Annotated in this window: 21 protein-coding genes; 13 read left to right on the plus strand and 8 right to left on the minus strand. The window is 69.4% G+C overall.

Annotated elements, in window-relative coordinates; translation table 11 throughout:
• The first annotated feature begins 26 nt into the window (after window positions 1–26).
• The 4 genes from BM228_RS12685 (at window position 27) to BM228_RS12700 (ending at window position 4,866) form a co-directional block, all read left to right on the plus strand.
• Window positions 27–1,280 (plus strand): O-antigen ligase family protein, encoded by a 1,254-nt coding sequence (locus tag BM228_RS12685; protein ID WP_092041009.1) that lies wholly within the window; start codon window positions 27–29, stop codon window positions 1,278–1,280.
• Window positions 1,277–2,662, plus strand: a complete 1,386-nt coding sequence (gor, locus tag BM228_RS12690) for a glutathione-disulfide reductase (protein ID WP_092040719.1) — start codon at window positions 1,277–1,279, stop codon at window positions 2,660–2,662. The genes BM228_RS12685 and gor overlap by 4 nt, the downstream gene beginning before the upstream one ends.
• A 54-nt stretch (window positions 2,663–2,716) precedes the next feature.
• On the plus strand, window positions 2,717–3,037 hold the full coding sequence (locus tag BM228_RS12695; RefSeq protein ID WP_092040722.1) for an RNA polymerase sigma factor region1.1 domain-containing protein: 321 nt from the start codon (window positions 2,717–2,719) through the stop codon (window positions 3,035–3,037).
• Window positions 3,038–3,483: 446 nt separating this feature from the next.
• Window positions 3,484–4,866, plus strand: coding sequence for a class II 3-deoxy-7-phosphoheptulonate synthase (locus tag BM228_RS12700; protein ID WP_092040725.1), 1,383 nt, complete (start codon window positions 3,484–3,486; stop codon window positions 4,864–4,866).
• Between the two features lie 40 nt (window positions 4,867–4,906).
• Here the strand turns inward: BM228_RS12700 and BM228_RS12705 are convergent, their stop codons facing one another.
• Window positions 4,907–7,780: an EAL domain-containing protein gene (locus BM228_RS12705; protein ID WP_092041012.1), complete on the minus strand. Its 2,874-nt coding sequence runs from the start codon at window positions 7,778–7,780 to the stop codon at window positions 4,907–4,909.
• Window positions 7,781–8,016: 236 nt separating this feature from the next.
• Here BM228_RS12705 and BM228_RS12710 point away from each other — a divergent pair, with 236 nt between their 5' ends.
• Window positions 8,017–8,373 carry a cupredoxin domain-containing protein gene (locus BM228_RS12710; protein WP_425284937.1) on the plus strand — a complete coding sequence of 119 codons (357 nt, stop codon included), beginning with the start codon at window positions 8,017–8,019 and terminating at the stop codon, window positions 8,371–8,373.
• 327 nt (window positions 8,374–8,700) lie between these two features.
• Here the strand turns inward: BM228_RS12710 and BM228_RS12715 are convergent, their stop codons facing one another.
• Together BM228_RS12715 and BM228_RS12720 are read right to left on the minus strand one after the other, a co-directional pair.
• Window positions 8,701–9,987: an efflux RND transporter periplasmic adaptor subunit gene (locus BM228_RS12715; RefSeq protein ID WP_092040730.1), complete on the minus strand. Its 1,287-nt coding sequence runs from the start codon at window positions 9,985–9,987 to the stop codon at window positions 8,701–8,703.
• Between the two features lie 91 nt (window positions 9,988–10,078).
• On the minus strand, window positions 10,079–10,783 hold the full coding sequence (locus BM228_RS12720) for a sulfate transporter family protein (RefSeq protein ID WP_092040732.1): 705 nt from the start codon (window positions 10,781–10,783) through the stop codon (window positions 10,079–10,081).
• 127 nt (window positions 10,784–10,910) lie between these two features.
• Here BM228_RS12720 and BM228_RS12725 point away from each other — a divergent pair, with 127 nt between their 5' ends.
• Together BM228_RS12725 and BM228_RS12730 are read left to right on the plus strand one after the other, a co-directional pair.
• A complete protein-coding gene (locus tag BM228_RS12725) occupies window positions 10,911–12,260 on the plus strand; it encodes a flavin monoamine oxidase family protein (protein WP_244537128.1) in 1,350 nt (449 codons plus the stop codon).
• A 90-nt stretch (window positions 12,261–12,350) separates the two neighbouring features.
• Entirely contained in the window at window positions 12,351–12,977 is a 627-nt protein-coding gene (locus BM228_RS12730) for a cyclic nucleotide-binding domain-containing protein (RefSeq protein ID WP_092040735.1), read from the plus strand.
• An 18-nt stretch (window positions 12,978–12,995) separates the two neighbouring features.
• Here the strand turns inward: BM228_RS12730 and BM228_RS12735 are convergent, their stop codons facing one another.
• Window positions 12,996–13,994, minus strand: a complete 999-nt coding sequence (locus tag BM228_RS12735; protein ID WP_092040738.1) for a 2-hydroxyacid dehydrogenase — start codon at window positions 13,992–13,994, stop codon at window positions 12,996–12,998.
• A gap of 357 nt (window positions 13,995–14,351) precedes the next feature.
• Between BM228_RS12735 and BM228_RS12740 the strand changes: the two genes are divergently transcribed.
• Entirely contained in the window at window positions 14,352–14,915 is a 564-nt protein-coding gene (locus tag BM228_RS12740) for an SH3 domain-containing protein (protein WP_092040741.1), read from the plus strand.
• A 547-nt stretch (window positions 14,916–15,462) separates the two neighbouring features.
• Here the strand turns inward: BM228_RS12740 and irr are convergent.
• Window positions 15,463–15,978, minus strand: coding sequence for a Fur family transcriptional regulator Irr (gene irr / locus BM228_RS12745; RefSeq protein WP_007559805.1), 516 nt, complete (start codon window positions 15,976–15,978; stop codon window positions 15,463–15,465).
• A 233-nt stretch (window positions 15,979–16,211) separates the two neighbouring features.
• Here irr and fabA point away from each other — a divergent pair, with 233 nt between their 5' ends.
• The 5 genes from fabA (at window position 16,212) to BM228_RS12765 (ending at window position 19,732) form a co-directional block, all read left to right on the plus strand.
• A complete protein-coding gene (gene fabA, locus BM228_RS12750) occupies window positions 16,212–16,748 on the plus strand; it encodes a 3-hydroxyacyl-[acyl-carrier-protein] dehydratase FabA (protein ID WP_092040743.1) in 537 nt (178 codons plus the stop codon).
• A gap of 142 nt (window positions 16,749–16,890) precedes the next feature.
• On the plus strand, window positions 16,891–18,117 hold the full coding sequence (gene fabB, locus BM228_RS12755; RefSeq protein ID WP_092040746.1) for a beta-ketoacyl-ACP synthase I: 1,227 nt from the start codon (window positions 16,891–16,893) through the stop codon (window positions 18,115–18,117).
• Between the two features lie 59 nt (window positions 18,118–18,176).
• Window positions 18,177–18,299 carry a hypothetical protein gene (locus BM228_RS35830; protein WP_279606099.1) on the plus strand — a complete coding sequence of 41 codons (123 nt, stop codon included), beginning with the start codon at window positions 18,177–18,179 and terminating at the stop codon, window positions 18,297–18,299.
• A gap of 191 nt (window positions 18,300–18,490) precedes the next feature.
• Window positions 18,491–19,321, plus strand: coding sequence for an enoyl-ACP reductase FabI (fabI, locus tag BM228_RS12760; protein ID WP_092040747.1), 831 nt, complete (start codon window positions 18,491–18,493; stop codon window positions 19,319–19,321).
• Window positions 19,322–19,483: 162 nt separating this feature from the next.
• The gene (locus BM228_RS12765; protein ID WP_092040750.1) at window positions 19,484–19,732 is read left to right on the plus strand and encodes a flagellar protein; all 249 of its coding nucleotides are present in this window, start codon (window positions 19,484–19,486) and stop codon (window positions 19,730–19,732) included.
• Between the two features lie 12 nt (window positions 19,733–19,744).
• On the opposite strand, the gene BM228_RS12770 is transcribed toward BM228_RS12765, so the two are convergent.
• From BM228_RS12770 to BM228_RS12780, 3 genes are all read right to left on the minus strand, one after another.
• Complete coding sequence (locus BM228_RS12770) at window positions 19,745–20,461, minus strand: YoaK family protein (RefSeq protein WP_092040752.1); 717 nt, start codon at window positions 20,459–20,461, stop codon at window positions 19,745–19,747.
• Window positions 20,462–20,687: 226 nt separating this feature from the next.
• Entirely contained in the window at window positions 20,688–21,074 is a 387-nt protein-coding gene (locus BM228_RS12775; RefSeq protein ID WP_244537129.1) for a hypothetical protein, read from the minus strand.
• Between the two features lie 107 nt (window positions 21,075–21,181).
• Window positions 21,182–21,415 (minus strand): hypothetical protein, encoded by a 234-nt coding sequence (locus BM228_RS12780; protein WP_092040755.1) that lies wholly within the window; start codon window positions 21,413–21,415, stop codon window positions 21,182–21,184.
• Between the last annotated feature and the right edge of the window lie 2 nt (window positions 21,416–21,417).

Consider the following 21,417-nt stretch of genomic DNA (forward strand, 5'->3'; position numbering starts at 1 on the left):
TTGGATATCCGTTGTCCCTGAACCTCATGCGAGCGCGATCAAACGGCCCAGCAGCCTCTGAAAAGCGCGCCAACCGTCTCTACGCGGCGGGCGCGGTCCTGCTCGCAATCCTGCCGCTGGCGATGGTGCTCGCCAACCGGTCGAGCCCGGCCGTCATCGGCCTCGCAGCGCTCGCCTTCCTGGTCGGACGCTTCTTCGAGGATCGCCGCACCCTCGCGCCACGCCTCCTCGCCCCCCTCGGTACGCCGCTCGGCCTCGCGGCGCTCGGCTTCCTGGCCTGGTGCCTCGTCTCCTTCGCTTGGACGCCGTTCCCCGGCGCGGCGCTGCGGTTACTCGGCGAGTTCCTGCCGACCCTGATCGCCGCCTACCTGCTGACCTGCCTCGCCCCGGGCCGGATCCCGGCCTTCGCACCCCGCCTCGCCGCCGGGGCGATCGTGCTGGCGGGCCTGATCATCGCCATCGACCTCGCCTCCGATCTGGCACTGGAACGGGCGCTCGGGCGCCGGATCGCGGCCTTCGTCCACAACCGGCCGGCCCTGACCCTCGATCTCGTGGCCGGCCCGGTGGCCCTCGTGCTCTGGCGGGCTCGCGCCCGGGGCCTTGCTTTCGCTACCCTAGCCTTCGGCGCCCTGGGCGTCCTGCGCTCGATCAGCGGCGCCGCCCAGCTCGGTTTGCTGGCAGGGGCCGGGCTGTTCGCCCTGACGCGGCTTCTGCCGATGCGGGTTGGGATCGGGCTGGCGGGAATCGGCCTCGGCCTCGCCGTGGCCCTCGCCCCGGTGGAGGGCGACCTCCTCGCCAAGCTCATGCCGGAGGCGGCGCATGAGCGTCTGGTGCAATCCTCCTCCCGGGCGCGGGTCGCCATCGCCCGCAGCTTCGGCGCCGCGGTGGCGGCCGATCCGTGGCGTGGGGCCGGGTTCGGCACCAGCGCGCGCTTCGCCGAGACCCCGGTGGCCGGCACGGTCGCGCCGGAGATGCGGGTCCTCCTCCGGGTCGGCCACCCGCATAACAGCTTCCTGCAGGCCTGGGCCGAGTTGGGCTTGCCCGGCGCGCTGCTCGGCGCCCTGGTCTTGATGCTGATGCTCGGCCGCGTTGCCGCCCTGAAGCAGCCCGACCGCGCAGCGGCCCTCGGCCTGATCGCCTGCGCGGCGGCGATCGCGTTCGTTGAGCACAATGGCTGGGCGGCGTGGTGGACGGCCGGGCTCGGCGCTGCCATCACCTGGATGCGTGAGGCGGCGACGCCCCACGCCGCGACGATCCCTAAGATGGACGGCCCCGCATGAGCAGCGCCTACGACGTCGACCTCTTCGTCATCGGAGGCGGTTCAGGGGGCGTCCGCGCCGCCCGCATCGCATCGGGCTACGGCGCCAAGGTCATGCTGGCCGAGGAGTACCGGGTCGGCGGCACCTGCGTGATCCGCGGCTGCGTGCCGAAGAAGCTGATGGTCTATGCCGGCCGCTTCGCCGACGAGTTCGAGGACGCCGCAGGCTTCGGCTGGACGGTGGAGAACGCGCGCTTCGACTGGAGCGTGCTGAAGCAGCGTCGCGACGCCGAGGTCACCCGCCTCGAAGGCATCTACGACACCAACCTGATCCGCGCCGGCGTCGAGATCGTGCCCGAGCGCGCGGTGATCGAGGATCCGCACACGATCCGCCTGCTCGGCTCGAACCGGACCGTGCGGGCCGAGCGGATCCTGATCGCGGTGGGCGCGCACCCGGTGAAGGAGCCCGCGGTGCCGGGAATCGAGCTGGCGATCACCTCCAACCAGGTGTTCGAGCTGGAGACCCTGCCCGAGCGCATCCTGGTGATCGGCGGCGGCTACATCGCGGTGGAGTTCGCGGGCGTCTTCGCAGCTTTGGGCAGCCGCACGACCCTGCTCCACCGGGGCGACCGGCTGCTGCGCGGCTTCGACGACGAGGTCCGCGACGCCCTCGCCGAGGCCTACGGCCGGCGCATGGACCTGCGGCTCGGCCGCACCCTGGCCCGGATCGACCGGCGCGACGGCGGCCTCTGCGCCCGCCTCGACGACGGCGCGGAGATTTTTTGCGACCAGGTGCTGGTGGCCACCGGCCGGCGCCCGAACGTCGCCGGGCTCGGCCTCCACAAGGTCGGGATCGAGACCGATTCCATCGGGGCGATCCCGGTGGATGCCTATTCGCAGACCCCGGTCCCCTCGATCTACGCGGTCGGCGACGTCACCAACCGGGCCAACCTGACGCCGGTGGCGATCCGCGAGGGCCACGCCTTCGCCGACACGGTCTATGGCGGCAAGCCGTCCTGCGTCGATCACCGCCTGATCCCCACCGCGGTGTTCTCGACCCCCGAGATCGGCATCGTCGGCCATACCGAGGCCGCCGCCCGGGAAATCTACGGCAAGATCGACGTCTACAAGTCTCGGTTCCGGCCGATGAAGGCGACGCTCTCGGGTCGCGAGGAGCGGATCCTCATGAAGGTGCTGGTCGATTGCGCCACCGATCGCGTGGTCGGCGTCCATATCTTCGGCCACGATGCCGGTGAGGTGATCCAGGCGGTGGGCATCGCCGTCACCATGGGCGCGACCAAGGCGGATTTCGACCGCACCATCGCGGTCCATCCGACAGCCGCCGAGGAGCTCGTGACCATGCGGGTGCCGGAGGTGACCAAGCATCCCGTAGGCGTCGGTTAAGTTCGCCGCGTCGCGGGGTCTCGACGCGGTGCGCGGCCGAGCCATATCAGGGTCATGGGCAAGCAGGGCGCAGGCAAGAACAATCGCGAGGACGACGCGCACGCGCGTCGCCAAGCGATCATCGACGGCCTGCTGGCCGACGCCCTGCGGCCGGCCTTCACCTACCGGGTGCCGAGCCACGATGCGCTGCCCGCCGACATCCGCCGGGCGATCGACCGGCTGCTCGCGAAAGCCGAGACCCAGCGCAGCCGCTGCCTGACCTACGACGATCTCGAAGAAGCCCTCCCGCCCCGCGACGTCTCCGCGGAGGATCTGGAAGCGATCTTTTGGATTCTGGCCGAACACGGGATCGAGGTTGAGGACGGCGAAGCTTGAGCACGCGGCGGCGGAGGGAAGCCTGGGTGTATCCGTGAACGATGCTGTTCAGCTTTCGGCGCTGACTCACACCGCAGGCTAAACCAGCCCGTCATTCCGGGGCGCCGCAGGCGAGCCCGGACTCCAGAGCCGCCAGCGGCGCAAGACCTTGCGCCGCCTGAGTTTCTGGATCCCGGGCTCCGCTGCGCGGCCCCGGGATGACGAAGCATGGCTTTCAGGCTTCGGAGAGAACCCAGACGCGTAAAGGTGAGAATGTCTTGCTCGGATCGGTCGGCGTCTAGACCACCCGCCGCGAAGACATCGCCCGGACATGAACCAAGCAACTCTGCTTCAGGCTCCTGCCAGCCCTCAGGAATCCGCCACTCGCATGCTTCCGGGAACCTCTCTATAAGCCGCGCTTCGCGCGTCATGCGCGATCGCACGAAGGATGTGCGCGGAGAGAGGTCATGGCCGAGCGTTGGACACCGAAGAACTGGCGGAACCTGCCGATCCAGCAGGTCCCCGCCTATCCGGATTCGGCGGCGCTGCAGGCGGTCGAGACCCAGATTGCGAGCTTTCCGCCGCTGGTTTTTGCAGGTGAGGCCCGCAAGCTGAAGGCGGCGCTCGGACGCGTCGCGGCGGGCGAAGCCTTCCTGCTCCAAGGCGGCGATTGCGCCGAGAGCTTCGACGAGCATTCGGCCGACAACATCCGCGATTTCTTCCGGGTGTTCCTGCAGATGGCGATGGTGCTCACCTTCGCGGGCGGCTCGCCCGTGGTGAAGGTCGGGCGCATCGCCGGGCAGTTCGCCAAGCCGCGCTCCTCGCCCACCGAGACCCTCGACGGCGTGAGCCTGCCGAGCTACCGCGGCGACATCGTCAACGGCATCGGCTTCACCGAGGAGGCCCGCACGCCGGACCCGCGCCGGCAGCTCGAGGCCTACCGGCAATCGGCCGCCACCCTGAACCTGCTGCGCGCCTTCGCCACCGGCGGCTACGCCAACCTGGAGAACGCGCATCGCTGGATGCTGGGCTTCGTGAAGGATTCGCCGCAATCCTCGCGCTACCAAGATGTCGCCGGCCGCATGACCGATGCGCTCGACTTTATGCGGGCGATCGGCATCAATCCGGAAACGCATCCGGAGGTGCGGACCACCGATTTCTACACCAGCCACGAGGCCCTGCTGCTCGGCTACGAGGAGGCGCTGACCCGCGTCGACTCCACCACCGGCGATTGGTACGCGACCTCCGGGCACATGCTGTGGATCGGCGACCGCACCCGGCAGCCGGATCACGCGCATGTCGAGTACGCCCGCGGGATCAAGAACCCGATCGGCCTGAAATGCGGCCCGTCCATGCAGGCGGACGGCCTGATCCGGCTGATCGACCTGCTCAACCCGGAGAACGAGCCCGGCCGGCTCAGCCTGATCTGCCGGTTCGGCGCCGACAAGGTCGGCGACCACCTGCCGGGCCTGATCCGGGCGGTGGAGCGGGAAGGGCGGTCGGTGGTCTGGATCTGCGACCCGATGCACGGCAACACCGTCGCAGCCGGCCGCTACAAGACCCGGCCGTTCGACCGGGTGATGCAGGAGATCGAGGGCTTCTTCGGCGTCCACCGGGCCGAGGGCACGTTCGCGGGCGGCATCCATCTTGAGATGACCGGCAAGGACGTGACCGAGTGCACCGGCGGCGCCCGGGCCGTCACCGCCGACGACCTGCAGAATCGCTACCACACCTACTGCGACCCGCGCCTCAACGCGGAGCAGGCGCTGGAAGTGGCGTTCCGCACCGCCGAGCTGGTCAAGGCCGAGCGCAGCCACAACGAGCGCCCGCGCCTCGACGCGGCGGAGTAAGGCACGCCGCGTAACCCTCCCCCGAGCGGGGGAGGGCCCCTCAGGCGATGGCCCGGGTGGCGCCGTTCCAGCGGTTGATCACCTCGGCGACCTGGGAGACCGGGACCGGGCGGCTGATCAGGTAGCCCTGGATCTCGTCGCATCCCTCGGCGCGCAGATGCGCGAGCTGCGCTTCCGTCTCTACGCCCTCGGCGGTGGTCGTCATGCCGAGGCTGGAGCCCAGCCCGATCACCGCCCGGACGATGAAATCGGTCCCGTCCTTCACGCACAGGTCGCGGACGAAGGACTGGTCGATCTTGATCTTGTCGAACGGGAAGCTGCGCAGGTAGCTTAGCGACGAGTAGCCGGTGCCGAAATCGTCCATCGAGACCCGCACGCCCAGCGCCTTCAGGCTGTGCAGGATCGCCGTGGTCGCGCCGGGATTGGCCACCAGCACCGATTCGGTGATCTCCAGCTCCAGGCGGCGGCCGGGTAGCCCGGTCCGGCGCAGCGCCTCCCGCACCGCGGTGACGAGGCTCGCCGAGGTAAACTGCACCGCCGAGACGTTGACCGCGACCTTGAGCCCGTCCGGCCAGCGGGCGGCCTCCTCGCAGGCCCGGCGCAGCACCCATTCGCCGAGCGGGACGATCAAGCCGAGCTCCTCGGCGATCGGGATGAACTCGGTTGGCGAGACGAAGCCGCGGGTCGGGTGGTCCCAGCGCAGCAGGGCCTCGAAGCCGCAGATCCGGTCGGTGCCGAGGCTGTAGATTGGCTGGTAGTAGACCTCAAAAGCCTCGCGGGCGAGGGCGTCGCGCAGGTCGCGCTCCAGGATCCGCCGGGCCTGGAGGCGGGCATCCATCTCGGGCTCGAAGAACCGGAACGAGCCCCGCGCCTCGGTCTTGCCGCGGTCGAGGGCGACCTCGGCATTCTTCAGGAGTTTTTCGCAGCTCGCGCCGTCGCCAGGCGCCAGGGTGATGCCGATGGTCAGCCCGACGCTGATCTCGTGGCTGCTCAGGCTGTAGGGTGCGCTCAGCACCTCGATGATCCGGCGGGCCAGCACCGCGGCCTCCTCGGGCCGGTCGACGCCGCGCTGGACGACGATGAACTCGTCGGCGCCGAGCCGGGCGACGCAGTCGATCTCGCGCACGCAAGCGGTCAGCCGCTCGCCCACCGCCGCCAGCAGCTCGTCTCCGATCCCGTGGCCGAGCATCTCGTTGACCGGCCGGAAATCGTCGAGATCGATGGCGAAGACCGCGAAGCCCGAGTCGCGCCCGGCCTGGGCCACCGCCATCTCGATCTGCTGACCCAGCGCCTCCCGGTTCGGCAGGCCGGTCACGGTGTCGTGGTGGGCCAGGAAGGCGATGCGGGCCTCGGCGCGGCGGCGCTCGGTGACGTCCTCGTAGGTCGCCACGAAGCCGCCATCGGCGGTCTCACGCCGGTCGATCGAGACGGTGCGGCCGTTGCTCAGCTCCTGGAACTGCGTGTGCCAGGTGCCGCCGCGATGCGCCTCGTGCTCCTGGCGGAGGAGCGAGGCGAGATCGCAGCCCGGATGGTTGCCGGCCGCAAGGCTCGCCCGCAGCACGTCCTGCGCCGAAATGCCGGGGACGATTACGCCGGCGGGCAGGCCGTAGATCTCGCTGTAGCGCCGGTTCACCACCATCAGGCGGTGCTGGGCATCGTAGAGGCACAGGCCCTGGGACATGTTGTCCAGAGCCGCGTCGAGCCGGAGGTTGGTCTCGGTGAGCCGGTCCTCCTGCTCCTTGAGCAGGCTGATGTCGCTGCACACGGCGACGAAGCCGCCCTGTTGGGTGGCGCTGCGGCTCACCCGCAGCCAGCGCCCATCCGCCAGCCGGATCTCGCCGTCGCGGGCGAGGGCCCTGAAGCACTCGTCGAGGGTTTCGGTGCCCGATTCCTCGGCAGGCCGCGACAGCGACACGCCGGCCGCGATCGCGGCTTCGAGCCCGTGGAAGAAGCGCAGGGCCTGGGCGTTGGCGAGCGCGATGCCACCTTCGGCATCGACCACGACCACGCCCTCGCGGGAGGACTGGAGCGCGTCGGTCACCAGTGCTTCGGCGACCCGGCGCTGGCTGACCTCACGTTGCATCATTGCCTGGATGTTGTCGCGCATCACCGCCATGGAGCGGAGCAGGCTGCCGAGCTCGTCCCGGCCGCCGGCCGGGATCCGATCGTCGAGGCGCCCGCTGGCAATCCGCTCCGCCGCCACCGAGGCGTCCGCCAGCGGGCCGGTGATGCGGCGGTTGAGCAGCCACGCGATGAGCGCGCAGGCGAACACCGCCAGCCCGGCGACGATGGCGTTGACGTGCATCTCCCGGGCGACGAGCATCCGGGCGGCCTGCCGGAACGTGAAGCCGTCGCCGGCGGTGTAGTTCACTAGGAGGTCGATCTGGCTGTCAACCGCGTTGGCCTGCTGGTCCAGGGCGTCCCAACGCTCGGGCCGTGCCGTGGCCGGATCCAGGCTGCGGCGCATCTCTTCCCAGGCTGCCACCGCGGCCTGCACGGCGCCGGCCGTGCGCACCGACCGGTCCGATTGCGAGCGCTCCACCGCGATGGTCAGGTCTTCGGCCAGCGTGGTCGAGAGCTCGGCGATCTCGGCGTCGAGCTTGGTCGCAGCGGCGGCATCGCGGACATGCGTCCGGCGTGCGAAGGCGCTGCGCATCTTGGCGAAATCCGCCGCGGTCGCCCGGGCGTAATTGATGGACATCAGCGACTCGTCATAGGTGCGGTTGACGAGCACCCCAACATGCGAGATCGCCACGACGGCGTAGAGGCCGAGCGCGCCGGACAGCAGGCTCATGCCGAGGAAGGCGACGAAGATCCGGCCGCGGATCGTCGTGGACAGGCCCGTGATGCCGCGCGCAAGACGCGTCAGACCCAAGGGCGTCCGTTCGTCCGTCGCTCTCTCGGGGTCTCGCATCGCACCGGGCCGCCGCATGACAGGTCCAGCGAACCGTAATTGCTACATGTTAAGACGTGATTAGCTGCGCCAACCGCGCATTCAACGCGTGGATAATCATTTTGGCGGCGGGATTGACCGGTAAACAGCCGGATGAACCGGAACGTGCGGCATCCCGAAAATGATTTCTCAATAAAATTCCCGGTAGAACTCCCGGGTCAGCCCCGGGGAATAGCATGGCCTCCGCAGCGCCAAGTTTGACCGTATCGCTCCGCTGGAAGTCGGTCCTGCCGGCGGCGCTCGCCATGGCCCTCGGGATGATCTGCGGATTGATTCTGATTGGCGACCTCGAAGCCTCCGGGCTCCTGGTGTCGCAGAAGGGCCGCGCCTTCCAGCCCGGCAACATCTCGTTGAGCCGCGGCGAGACGGTGATGTTCGTCAACGACGACAGCGACCTGCTGCACCACGTCTTCGTCGAATCGGACACGTTCAGCTTCGATTCCGGCGACCAGGAGCCGGGCAGCCGCACGCCCGTGACCTTCACCGAGAAGGGGACGTTCCAAGTGCTGTGCGGCATTCATCCCAAGATGAAGCTGGTGGTGCGGGTGAATTGAGACCCGTTTGACGGGGATCCTGTCGCGGTTCGATTTCTCTCCGTCATTGCGAGCCCAGCGAAGCAACCCAGTACGGCGCGCGATCTCCTGATGCAGCGTTTCCCTGGTTTGCTTCGCTGCGCTCGCAATGACGGTCGACGCGTACAGCAGCATCGATCCCACCGCCCCCTGTTCCTGAGGTGCCCGCGTCAGCGGGCCTCGAAGGAGCCCTCCAGAAGCCGTTACGATCCCTGGAGGGCTCCTTCGAGGCCTCCGCTTCGCTTCGTCGCCTCAGGATGAGGGGTTGGGAGGGGCGTCAAGACGTTTGGCGCTAACACCCGAAAGCCCTTACCGCTCCGCCGCCCGGATCGGCTTCACCTGCGGCGCGGGCTTCACGCGCTCGATCGTCTGGCCGTCGCGCAGCTCCGGGGGCGGGCTGAAGATGATGTGGCTGTCGGCGGCGAGGCCCGATTCGAGTTCGAGGGTTCGGCCGAGATCACGTCGCACCTTGACCGTCCGCCAGGTCACCCGGTCGTCGTCGCCAACTTCGGCGACCTGGAACCCCTTGGCGTTGAACAAAGTCGCCTCGGCGGGCACCGTGACGCTCTGGTCGGTCCGGGGAAGCTTCAGGGTCACGTAGGCGTAGAGCCCGGCCCGCAGGGCCCGGTCGGGATTGGGCACGTCGACCTGGGTGGTCAGGGTGCGCGACGTGGCGTTCAAGGCCACCGAGCTGCGCTCGACGAAGCCGCCGAAGCGGCGGCCGGGGATTTGCGGTACGCTGATCTCGGCCTCCAGGCCCGGCTTAACGCCGACGGCGTTGGTCTGCGGCACATTCACGGTGATGCGCAGGGTGCTGTCCTGGTCCATGCTCAGCAGCGGCGTGCCGCCATTGTCGGCCTTGACCAGATCGCCGACATCGACGTTGCGGGTCGTGACCACGCCGTCGAAGGGCGCGACCACCCGCTCGAACGAGGTGAGCGCCTTCAGCCGGTCCACGGCCGCCTCCTGCGAAGCGATGTTGGCGGTGGCGACCTTCACGCCCGCCTCGGCGGCCGCCAGGGCCGCGGCCTGCGAGAGCACGCTCGCCTGCGACGTGTCGGCGTTCTGGCGCGACGCCCAGCCCTGGACGGCCAGCGTCGAAGTGCGGTTGTTGGTCAGGTTGGCGAGGTTCACGTTGGCGCGGGCCTGCTCGACTTGCGCCTGGGCCTGGAGCAATTGCGCCTTCAGCTGGCCGACTTGCGCCTCGGCCTGCGCCAGCTGCTGGTCGAGATCCGGGGCGGCGATGCGCAGGAGCAGGTCGCCGGCTTTGACCCGGGAGCCGATATCGACCCGCCGTTCGGCGATGTAGCCGGTGGCCCGGGCCGCGATCGCAGCGGTGGTGAAGGGCTGGGTCTCACCTGGCAGGGTCAGATCGAGGGGGCCGTCCGACCGCTCCGCGACGATTGTGCGGACCATGGGCACCAGGGTCTTGATCCGCTCCAGCGTCGCGGTGGCCTCGACGTCCCGCTGCCAGTGATTGTAACCGCCGTAGCCCACCAAGCCGAGACCGAGCAGTACTACGAGCAGGAACGGCCCCTTGCCCGGGGGCGGGGGGATCTCGCGATCCCCGTCCTGCGCCGCGTCGTACGCCTTCATCGATCGGCTCTCCGCCCCGGAGCGCCGCCGGGTTCAAGCCAAGGTAGCGGCCGAAACCCGTGCCGACCAGAGCCAGGCTTCGACGCATCCCCTATCGCGGGACCGGAGCCGCCAGTTGCCGACGCCCGCTGAGGCGCTTGTGTAGGTGCACCATCAGGGCGATGCCGAACAGCGGCGTCAGCAGGTTGAGGATCGGCACGATCATCATCGCCGACATCAGGCAGCCTGCGCTAAGCGTCCGCACCGCGAAGGTCCGGCGCATCTCGGCGGCTTCTGGAAGCGGCCGGAACCGCGCCGCCGCCATCTCAAAGTATTCCCGCGCGAGCAGGTAGGCGTTGGCGCCGAAGAATGCCGCGATCCCGATCACCGGCACGAAGAAGATTACCAAAGCCGCCAGGTTGACCAGCAGCGTCACACCCGCGAAGCGCACGGCGTAGAACATCGCAGTGCCGAGCGGCATCGGCCGGCCGGGGGGATCGTTGGGGAAGTCCGTGCGCTCCACGATCGCGGCGGCATCGTCGAGAAAAAAGCCCGCCACCAGGATCGAGATCGCCGGCATGAGATAGGCCAGCACCACGAACAGGCCGAACCCCGCGAGGTAGTAGGCGAGGCTGTCGAGGATGGGGTACTGGGCGGAGATGTGGTGGCTCGCCTGGAACGCCTGGACCAGGCGGGTCAGGCCGAGCCAGAGCAGGACCAGGAGCCCGAGTGTCAGGCCCAGGGACTTCCACAAGATCGCCCGCAAGGGCGGGGAGAAGGTCTGGCGCAAAGCCGCCGTGGCGGACTCGACGAGCATCGGGCGAGGTTTCCGGCTAGCGCCGGAGGCGGCGCGGCAGCGTTGTGAAGGGGTGCGGCCACCGGCGCAAGGCCGGGCGCCGCCGCACCGGAGCGAGCGGACAGGAGCGCGCGTGCAGGACGCCAGGATGACGGCCTCGACCTCGACGGTTTCCCCCTGGAAAGCCGAGCTGCGCTCGGCGGATCCGCCGCGCGCGCCGGATTACCGGCCCCGCCTCGCGCCGCTGCCCGAGGATCCCGAGGTGCTGGTGATTGGCGCCGGCGCCGCCGGGATCGGGGCGGCCCGGACCCTGGTGGAGCGGGGCGTGCGCGTCGCCGTGCTGGAGGCCCGCGACCGGATCGGCGGCCGGGCCTTCACGGTGTCGGTGCGCGGGCATGCCCTCGATCTCGGGGCGCACTGGCTCCATGCCGGGCCGATCAACCCGCTGGTGGCGCTCGGCCGGGCGCGCGGGGAGCGCCTAAAGCTGGCGCCCCAGGAGAGCCATGTCTGGGTCGAGCGCCGCCGGGGCCGGCCCGACGAGATCCGGGCCAATGCCCGGGCCTTCGACCGGGCCGACCAAGCCATGACACGCGGCGCGGCGCAGCCAGGGCCCGACCGTCCGGCCGAGAGCGCTCTGCCGCCGGGCCTCGGACCCTGGGGTGCCCGGGTGGCGCAGGTCCACGGGCTGGTCTCGGGCCGGTCGCTTGACGAGGTGTCGCTGCACGATTTTCCGAGCCTCGAATACAGCGAGAACTATTTTCTGGCCGGCGGCTACGGCAGCTATCTCGCCCGCCTCGCCAACGATCTGCCGGTGGCGCTCGCGAGCCCGGTGACCCGCATCGACTGGTCGGACAGGCGCGTGCGCGTGGAGACGGCCGACGGAACGGAGTACCGCGCCCGGGCGGTGATCGTGACCGTGCCGGTCATGGTGCTGCGCGACGGGCCGTCCTTCTCGCCGCCGCTGCCGAACGCGGTCCGGGCGGCGATCGACGGCTTTTCCACCGGCCTTTACGAGCACGCGGTGCTGCACTGGCCGTCGAGCCCGTTCCGGGGCCGGGACCGGCTGGCGGCGATCCACGGCGCCCGGCGCTCGCCCGCGGGCCTGCTCACCCGGATCGACGGCACGCCGTTCCACTATTACGAGCTCGATGTGCATGAGGCGGAGGCGCTGGACGCCGCTGGCTCCGAGGCGGACGGCGTGCGCCGCCATGTCCGCGCGGTGCTGGCCGAGCAGTTCGGCCGGGCGCGGCTGCGCGACCTGACCATCCCGGCGGTGAGCGCGTGGCGGCATGATCCCTGGTCCCGCGGCTCCTGGGCGGTGGTGCCCCCCGGCCACGCGCCGGCCCGCGAATTTTTGCACGCGCCGCTCGCCGACACGGTCTGGTTCGCCGGGGAGGCGCTGTCGCGGCTGCAATGGGGCACGGTCGGCGGCGCCTACGAGGAGGGCACCCGCGCCGCCGCGGCCGCCGCCGAGCGTATCCGCATAGGCACAGGCTGAACTGCACACGCGCGCCCCGCGGTCGCGGATCTTGCCGGAGCCCGACGGGACGGGCATCCCGCTCAAGGTGGAGCGAGGGAGGAGGCGCGCGTGGATTGGATCGAGGGGATCGGCTATCTCGGCACCGCGCTGACCATCTCGGCCTCGGCGATGAGCACCATGATCCCGCTTCGGATCATCTCGCTTTGCGCCAGCTGCGCCGTGATCACCTACGGAATCCTGATCGGCAGCATGCCGGTGGTGCTCACCGAGGCGATCCAGATCCCGTTCAACGCCTACCGGCTGTGGCAGATGATGCGCCTGGTGCGCGATGTTGAGACCGCCGCAGACGGCACCCTGTCCCTCGAATGGTTGCGGCCGTTCGGATCGCAGCGCCCGTTCGGCATCGGCGAGGTTGTGTTCCGCAAAGGCGAGCCGGCCGGCGAGATGTTTTATGTCGAGAGCGGCGCCTTCCGGATCCCGGAGGTCGGGATCGAGGTGCGCGCCGGCGGCATCGTCGGCGAGCTCGGCCTGCTCGCCCCGGGCAACACCCGGACCGCCTCGCTGATCTGCATCGAGGCCGGCAACGCGCTGTGCGTGTCCTATTCCGACGTGAAGCAGCTTTATTACCAGAACCCGGAATTCGGGTTCTACTTCCTCAAGCTGACCAGCGAGCGGCTGTTTCAGAGTGTGCGGAGCGATCCGCAGCCCCTGGCCGCCCGCAGCGACGCGCTGTAGATGCGCCGCTGCTCAGGATCACAGCATGCTCGGCAGGATTCGGTCCGGCGGGCGGTGGCCGTCCATGAAGGTCTTGATGTTGATGATGACCTTCTCGCCCATGTCGGTGCGGCTCTCGTAGGTGGCCGAGCCCATATGCGGGAGCAGCACGACCTTACCCTGGCGGGCGAGCTTCACGAGGCGGGGGCTCACCGCGGGCTCCTGCTCGAACACGTCGAGGCCGGCCGCCGACACGTCGCCAGCCTCAATCAGACGGGCCAGCGCGTTCTCGTCGATCACCTCGCCGCGGGCGGTGTTGACCACGATCGCCTCGGGCTTGAGCAGCTTCAGGCGCCGGGCCGAGAGCAGGTGGTAGGTCGCCGGGGTGTGCGGGCAGTTCACCGACACGATGTCGACCCGGGCGAGCATTTGGTCGAGGGATTCCCAGTAGGTCGCGTCGAGCGCGCTCTCGATCGCGGCCGGGACCCGGCGGCGGTTGTGGTAATGGACCTGGAGGCCGAAGGCGCGGGCGCGCTTGGCGAGCGCCTGGCCGATCCGGCCCATGCCGACGATGCCCAGCCGCTTGCCTGTGATCCGCCGGCCCAGCATCCAGGTCGGCGACCAGCCCGTGGTCCAGTCGTCGTCCGGGATGATCCGCGCGCCTTCTGTGACTCGGCGGGCCACCGCCAGGATCAGCGCCATGGTCATGTCGGCGGTGTCCTCGGTCAGGACGCCGGGGGTGTTGGTGACCGTGATGCCGCGCTCGAGCGCCGCGGCCACGTCGATATGGTCGACGCCGTTGCCGAAATTCGCGATCAGCCGCAGGTTCGGGCCGGCCTGGGCGAGCAGCCCGGCATCGATCTCGTCGGTGACGGTGGGGACCAGCACATCGGCCTCGCGCAGGGCCGCCGCGAGGGCGTCCGCCGGCATGGCGGCATCGTCGGGACTGAGGCGCACGTCGAACAGCTCGCGCATCCGCGTCTCGACGGCATCCGGCAGGCGCCGCGTCACGACCACCAGCGGCTTGCGCTTCGACACGTCTCTCTCCCCGTCAGCCTCGCGGCCGTGTTGGCGATCCCTGCCCGATGGACCCGGACCACCGTCAGCAAGCGTCCGTTAACCGAACTCGGCCAGACAGGTCCGGTGCGAGGCACCGGTCCCGGAGCCTGTTCCGACCCATCGGCCTCTCTACCAGAGGTGGGCCGGAACACAATCGGATGCCGGCAGGATCCGCGCATCGACGGGCCGCGATCGCGACCTCCCGGGCTGCTCCGGCTACTCCTCGAAAGAGGAGGGCCGGGTCTCGGGACGCCCCGGGAATCAGGATACGGAATCCGAGCGGCTGGTCGGAGGCGACTCCGCCGGGCCTCGTCGGGTCGGGAGTGGGAGAGGACCATGCGCGCGTCACGCCTGAGCTTCGCCGTCGCGGCGCTGCTTCTGAGCGGGTTGGTCAGTGCCGGTGCGGCCCCGCCGGTCGCCTCGCCCGAGACCGGGATCGGCCCCGTCACCAAGCTGCCGCTGCCACGCTACGCCAGCCTGAAGACCGACCGCGTCAACCTGCGGGAAGGGCCCTCCAAGGATCACCGCACCCTCTGGGTGTTCCAGCGCGCCGGCCTGCCGGTGGAGATCGTCGGCGAGTTCGAGACCTGGCGGCGGATCCGCGACTCGGAGGGCACCGAGGGCTGGGTGCTGCACTCGCTCCTGTCGGGCCGCCGCACCGCGATCGTCAATGCCGGCCCCGACAAGGGCCCGGAGAAGGCCGCGGTCTCGTTGCGCGCCAAGGCCGACGAGGGCGCCGCGGACGAGGCCCGCCTCCAGACCGGCGTTATCGGCAGCGTGAAGAGCTGCACCGGCACGTGGTGCCGCGTGATCGTGACGCTCCCTAACCGCCGGGACGTGGACGGCTACATCCGCCAGAACCGCCTCTGGGGCGTGTATCCGAACGAAGTGGTGGAATAGTTTTTTCGGGGTCGAGAAGACGCGGAATTTCCCGCTCGCCCCGTCATCCTGACAGGCGGCGAGTCTTTTGATCGACAGACGGGATTGTGTGCCAGGACGAGGCGCGGAGTCCCACTCCACAAGCGGCCTATGACGTTCGCCCATCGTTGCCGGAAGGAAGCAACGGCCGGGCCCAGGCGCGTCTCCCTCCCCCCTCTGCGGGGGAGGGTGGGCCGGCCGTTAGGCCGGGTCGGGAGAGGGGAACCCGGGTTCAGGAAAGGGCGCGACCGACATGACGGGCGAAGTCCCGTTCTGCACCGTCGCTCCCCTCTCCCGACCCCCTTTCCGGGGGCCACCCTCCCCCGCAGGGGGGGAGGGAGAGCCGCGGTGTCTCCCGTGGATCCTGCCGACCCCGATGTGTGAACGTATCAGCCTCTGCGGGGAGGGAGGGAGACGCGCTTGGGGTTAGGCTTGGCCCTTATCCGGCCCAGAACACACGCGTAACAAAAAAGCCGCCCGAAACCGAGCGGCTTAACCTCAACGCGAGCGGCCGAAGCCCCCCGAAAAATCAGCTCTGGCGGCGGCCGGCGGGGCGGGCGCGGCGGAGACGGACGATCACCTCGACGCCGGCGATCTCCATGCCCTCGGGGGCCTCGGGGAGGGAATCGACCGTGATGCCGCAATCCGGCATGTCGATCACCTGGTTCTCGTCCTCGAGGTAGAAGTGGTGGTGCTCGCTCGGATTCGTGTCGAAATAGGCCTTCGACCCGTCGAGCGCGAGCTGACGCAGCAGGCCGGCCTCGGTGAACTGATGGAGCGTGTTGTAAACGGTGGCCAGCGACACCGGCACCTTGGCGCGCATCGCCTCGTCGTAGAGCATCTCGGCGGTCAGGTGGCGGTCGCCGCGGCCGAACAGGAGCCAACCCAGCGACAAGCGCTGACGGGTCGGGCGCAATCCAGCCCGACGCAGACGATCGCGCAGATCGGACAGCGGACAGCCGCGACGCGGCATGCCGTTGGCTTCCAGCTGGGGGGCGGGGACCCGGCCGTTGAGGATCGCCTGGAGTGGCAGCAGTTCGGACATTTCGGGACTGAACGCTCGACGAGGACCCTGTAGGAATGGGATTCGTCATACTATACGGAAGTGGTCATGCGGTCGCAACCCAAGGCGCTTGCCGACCCGTCTCGCCCCCTCCGAAGTCGTTGATGGCTTTGAAGGCGCTGCGCCCCATGCTAACCCGCGCGCCGAACAACCGGGCCAGGGCCGCGCACCGCAAGGCCGCCCGCCAAGAGAGTTCAGAGGAAACAGCCACCTTCATGCCGCAAGACGCCGAGACGCCAGCACAGGCCGCGAGCCGTAAGTCGCACTATTCCTACGAGGATCTATTGGCCTGCGGGCGCGGCGAACTCTTCGGCGCCGGGAATGCTCAGCTTCCGCTGCCGCCGATGCTGATGTTCGACCGGATCACCAGTATCGGGCAGGAGGGCGGCGCCCACGGCAAAGGTCACGTGACCGCCGAGCTCGATATCCGCCCCGACCTCTGGTTCTTCCCCTGCCATTTCCAGGGCGATCCGGTCATGCCGGGCTGCCTGGGCCTCGATGCCCTGTGGCAGATGCTGGGCTTCCATCTCGGCTGGCTCGGCTCGCCGGGCCGCGGCCGGGCGCTCGGCGTCGGCGAGGTGAAGCTTGCCGGCCAGGTCCTGCCGACCATGAAGCGGGTCGTCTACAATGTGGACGTGAAGCGCGTCCGCCAGGGCAAGCTGGTGCTCGGCATCGGCGACGGCTGGCTCGAGGCGGACGGGGAGCGCGTCTACCAGGTCCAGGATATGCGCGTCGGCCTGTTCCAAAGCTGATCGAACCGCGTTTCGAGGGCGTGTTTCACACCCGGCGCGCAACGCCGGACGCCCTCGGCAGTTGAGATTATGTCCGCGTCACCTTAGCTGACCAGGACGCGGCGCGGGCGACCGACGCCGCGACGGAGGTATCGACACCACCATGCGCCGCGTCGTCATCACCGGGATGGGCATCGTCTCGTCCATCGGCAACACCACGCAGGAGGTGCTCGCCTCCCTCCGCGAGGCCCGCTCGGGCATCGCGCGCGATGCGAGCTATGCCGAGCACAACTTCCGTAGCCAAGTCTCCGGCAAGCCCAGCCTCGATCCCGAGGGCATGGTCGACCGGCGGGCCATGCGCTTCCACGGCGGCGGCTCCGCCTGGAACCACGTCGCCATGGATCAGGCGATCCGCGATTCCGGCCTGGAGCAGGCCGAGATCTCCAACGAGCGCACCGGCATCATCATGGGCTCGGGCGGTCCCTCGACCCGGGTGATCGTGGATGCCGCGGCGATAACCGCTGACAAGGGCCCGAAGCGGATCGGCCCGTTCGCGGTCCCGAAGGCGATGTCCTCGACCGCCTCGGCGACGCTCGCCACCTGGTTCAAGATCCGCGGCGTGAACTATTCGATCTCGTCAGCCTGCGCGACCTCCAACCACTGCATCGGCAACGCCGCCGAGATCATCCAGGGCGGCCGCCAGGACATCATCTTCGCCGGCGGCTGCGAGGATCTGGACTGGACCCTGTCGTCGCTGTTCGACGCCATGGGCGCCATGTCGTCGAAGTACAACGACACGCCGGCCCGGGCGTCGCGCGCCTACGACGCCAACCGCGATGGCTTCGTCATCGCCGGCGGCGCGGGCGTGCTGGTCCTCGAAGAGCTGGAGCACGCCAAGGCCCGCGGCGCCCGGATCTACGGGGAGGTCGCGGGCTACGGCGCCACCTCGGACGGCCACGACATGGTCGCCCCCTCGGGCGAGGGGGCGGTGCGCTGCATGCGCCAGGCCATGGAGAACCTGAAGGGCGCCCGGATCGACTACATCAACCCGCACGCCACCTCGACCCCCGTGGGCGACGACAAGGAGATCGAGGCGATCCGGGAGGTATTCGGCCGGGGTGAGGATTGCCCGCCGATCTCGGCGACCAAATCGCTCACCGGCCACTCGCTGGGCGCCACCGGCGTGCAGGAGGCGATCTACAGCCTGCTGATGATGCAGAACGGCTTCATCTGCGAGAGCGCGCATATCGACACGATCGATCCCGCCTTCGCCGACATGCCGATCCTCCGGGAGCGCCGGGACGGGGCCAAGCTCGGCCACGTCCTGACAAATTCCTTCGGCTTCGGCGGCACCAACGCGACTTTGGTTCTGAAGCACGTCGACGCTTGACTGTGTCATCCCGGAACCACCGAGACCGGGGCGACGTTTACCGGTCGTTGAGAAGGGCGGTGGCGATGGGTACGTTCCTGATCGGAGCACTGAGCGGCCTGATGATCGCAGGCTGCGCCGCGATCTACGCCAAGCAGGCGTTGATCGAGGAAGCCCGCTCCCACACGGACGGGTATTTTTAGACAGCCCTTCATGCTGCGATGAACGCCCCGCCCTCCGGCGGGGCTTTTTTTTGGCGCCTGCCGAGGGCCGCCCGGTTTGGAGCGCGCGAGAAGCCGCGCTAAGGCACCTGTGTCGCGAGCAGGTTGTTCGACCGCGTCGCGGCCCGTCCCCGTATCCGGGGGCGGCGTGCTCGTACGGAATGTGAGTCGGCATGACAGGTTTGATGGCGGGCAAGCGCGGCCTGATCATGGGCGTCGCCAACGATCATTCGATCGCCTGGGGCATCGCCCGGACCCTCCACGCCCACGGCGCCCGGCTCGCCTTCACGTATCAGGGTGAGGCTCTGGGGCGGCGGGTCGCCCCCCTGGCGGCGCGGCTCGATTCGGACATCGTCCTGCCCTGCGATGTCGAGGATGTCGCCTCGGTGGACGCCACCTTCGCGGCGCTGGACGAGCGCTTCGACGGCGAGCTCGACTTCGTGGTCCACGCCATCGGCTTCTCCGACAAGGCGCAGCTCAAGGGCCGCTACGTCGACGTGACCACCCGCGAGAACTTCGCCCGGACCCTGACGATTTCGTGCTTCTCGTTCACTGAGATCGCCCAGCGGGCCGCCAAGCGGATGAAGGATGGCGGCTCCCTGCTGACGCTCACCTACGGCGGCTCGACCCGGGTGATGCCGAACTACAACGTAATGGGTGTGGCCAAGGCCGCCCTCGAAGCCTCGGTGCGCTACCTGGCGAGCGATCTCGGCCCGGACGGCATCCGGGTGAACGCGCTCTCGGCCGGCCCGATGCGGACGCTGGCCGGGGCCGGCATCGCCGACGCCCGCCTGATGTTCAACCACCAGCGCGCCCACGCACCGTTGCGCCGCACCGTCAGCCTCGACGATGTCGGCGGCTCGGCCCTTTACCTGCTGTCGCCGCTCTCCGGCGGCGTCACCGGCGAGGTCCATTTCGTCGATGCCGGCTACAACATCATCTCGATGCCGCGCCCCGACGTGCTTCAGGCCCAGGACGAGGCCGGCGTCGTCGGCGATTCGTAATGCTCCGAGCCTGACGCCCGACACGGAGGGCGATCCGGCCATCAGCTCGCGGGCCTGCCTCGTCGCTTGCCCGCAGAATCGCCGTGGTGCCTCGCATTTTACGGAACCGCGAAACGGTTGCCTCGCGTCTCCCTGTCACAATCCTTGGCAGGAGACCCCGTGATGATCGACGCGCTTCAGACGGCCACCGCCGGAATGACCCGGGCGACCGACCGGCTCGGGACGGCAGCCCAGAAGGTCGCGGAGATCGGCGCGCCGGCCGGGGATGCGGCCCTGCCGCCCGCCGCGCAGGTCGACTTGTCCAGTACCGTTGCCGATCTGATCGGGTTGCGGACGTCCTTCGCGCTGAACGCCGCCGTGGCGCGCACCGCCGACCGCATGAGCGGCCAGCTCCTCAACATCAAGGCCTGAACGCCGCGCCGGTCACTCCGCCGCGGCCGAGCGGCGGGCGCCGAGCGCCGGGGCCGCCAGCAGCATCAGGATCGCCGCGGTAGCGAAAAGCAGCCCCACGCCGACCGTGCGATAGGCCAGCACGCCCACCAATCCGCCGCCGAGGAACGCGCCCACCGTCATCAGGTGGAGCCGCAACTTGTCCGGGTCGTGGCGCTTCGCCAGGGGATCGCCGGTCTTGCGGTCCAGCCAGCGCGCGAGCTCGATGCCGATATCGGTGACCATGCCGGTGACATGGGTGGTCCTCACCCGGGCATCGGTGATCTTGGTCACCACGGCATTCTGCAGGCCCAGGACGAAGCTGAGGGCGAACACCAGGGCCTCCCCCCGGGCGGGCTCGGCCAGCGGCAGGGCGACGAGGCCGATCGCGGCGAGCAAGCAGGCCTCGGCGCAGATGCTGTAGGCATAGGCATCATGGCGCGCCTGGCGACGCCGACGACGGATCAGCAGCGTCGAGGTCGCGGCACCTAGCACGAACAGGACGACGAGGAGCAGCGCTTTGACGGCGAGGATCAGGTCGCCGGTGCCGGCCCGGTCGGAGATCGCCGAGACGTTGCCGGTCATGTTCGAGGCGTAGAAGCCGACGGCGTAGAATCCCGCCGTGTTCAGGGCGCCGGCCACAGCGGCCAGCGACCAGGACAGGTTCAGATCCGCCTCGAAGCTGCGCGTCTCGCCTTCATGGACCAGCATGGATTCGTCGAGGCCGTTGGATCAGTGCCGACTGGGGCGGGAACCGTACCCGACCAAGCATCGATCGGGTACGCTGCTGCGGCGCAGGCGTGCCTTGCGTTGCCTCGGTCCACCCGTTCCCTCAACGCCGCGGAGCGGGCTATCCGACCGGCCGCTTTCCGCAAGCCGGGTCCGGGCGGCCCGACTCGGATCACCCGGATCGTCACCATCGCGTCGTCGGTCCGGTTCACCAGCCGCGGTAGCGGCGGCCATACCCATCATCGTCGTCGCAATCCGGGTCGTCGTGCCAACGCCGATGGCCGTAGCCGACCGGCACGCGCTCGTAGGTGACCACCCGCCGGGTCGCGTAGGCCGACTCCACGTCCTCGTAGGCGCGATAGACCGGGCGTGGCCGGACCACCACAGGGGTCGGCCCGTAGCCGTCATAGGGCGAGCCGTAAGAATAGCTGTAGGCGGGGTGGGCCTGGGCCGCGGCGCCGATCACGGCGCCAGCCGCGAGGCCGCCGATGATGCCCGCCGCGATGGCGCCACCGCCGCGCGCCTCGGCGGCGGTGGAAGCGAGGGTCCCCGCGCCGATCAGCGCGGCGGCCGAAAGCACAGCGATCCGTCTCATGACCTGACTCCGAATGAAGCGCGGGATCACCGGGGCGATCCCGATTACGCGAGACAGAATGCCTAGGATTGCCTGCATCGAAGCTGAAGTGGACTTGCAGCGACCGTTCAGCTTTCGGCCTTGCCGGCAGTGACCGGTGCCTCGCGGATGTAGCCACGCGAGATCAGGCGGCTGCGCTCGCGGGTGCGCCGCTCGGCGTCCATCAGGTCGGACAGGGCGTCGGCGATGGCGCAGCGGAGCGCGATGCCGGCATCGCCGCCGGCAAAACCGAGATAGGCGCGGCTGATCGCGTCGACGGGGCAGCCCGGGTCCTTCTGTGCGGCAATCGCCTGGGTCAGCATCG

Source organism: Methylobacterium pseudosasicola (genome assembly GCF_900114535.1).
GTDB lineage: Bacteria > Pseudomonadota > Alphaproteobacteria > Rhizobiales > Beijerinckiaceae > Methylobacterium > Methylobacterium pseudosasicola.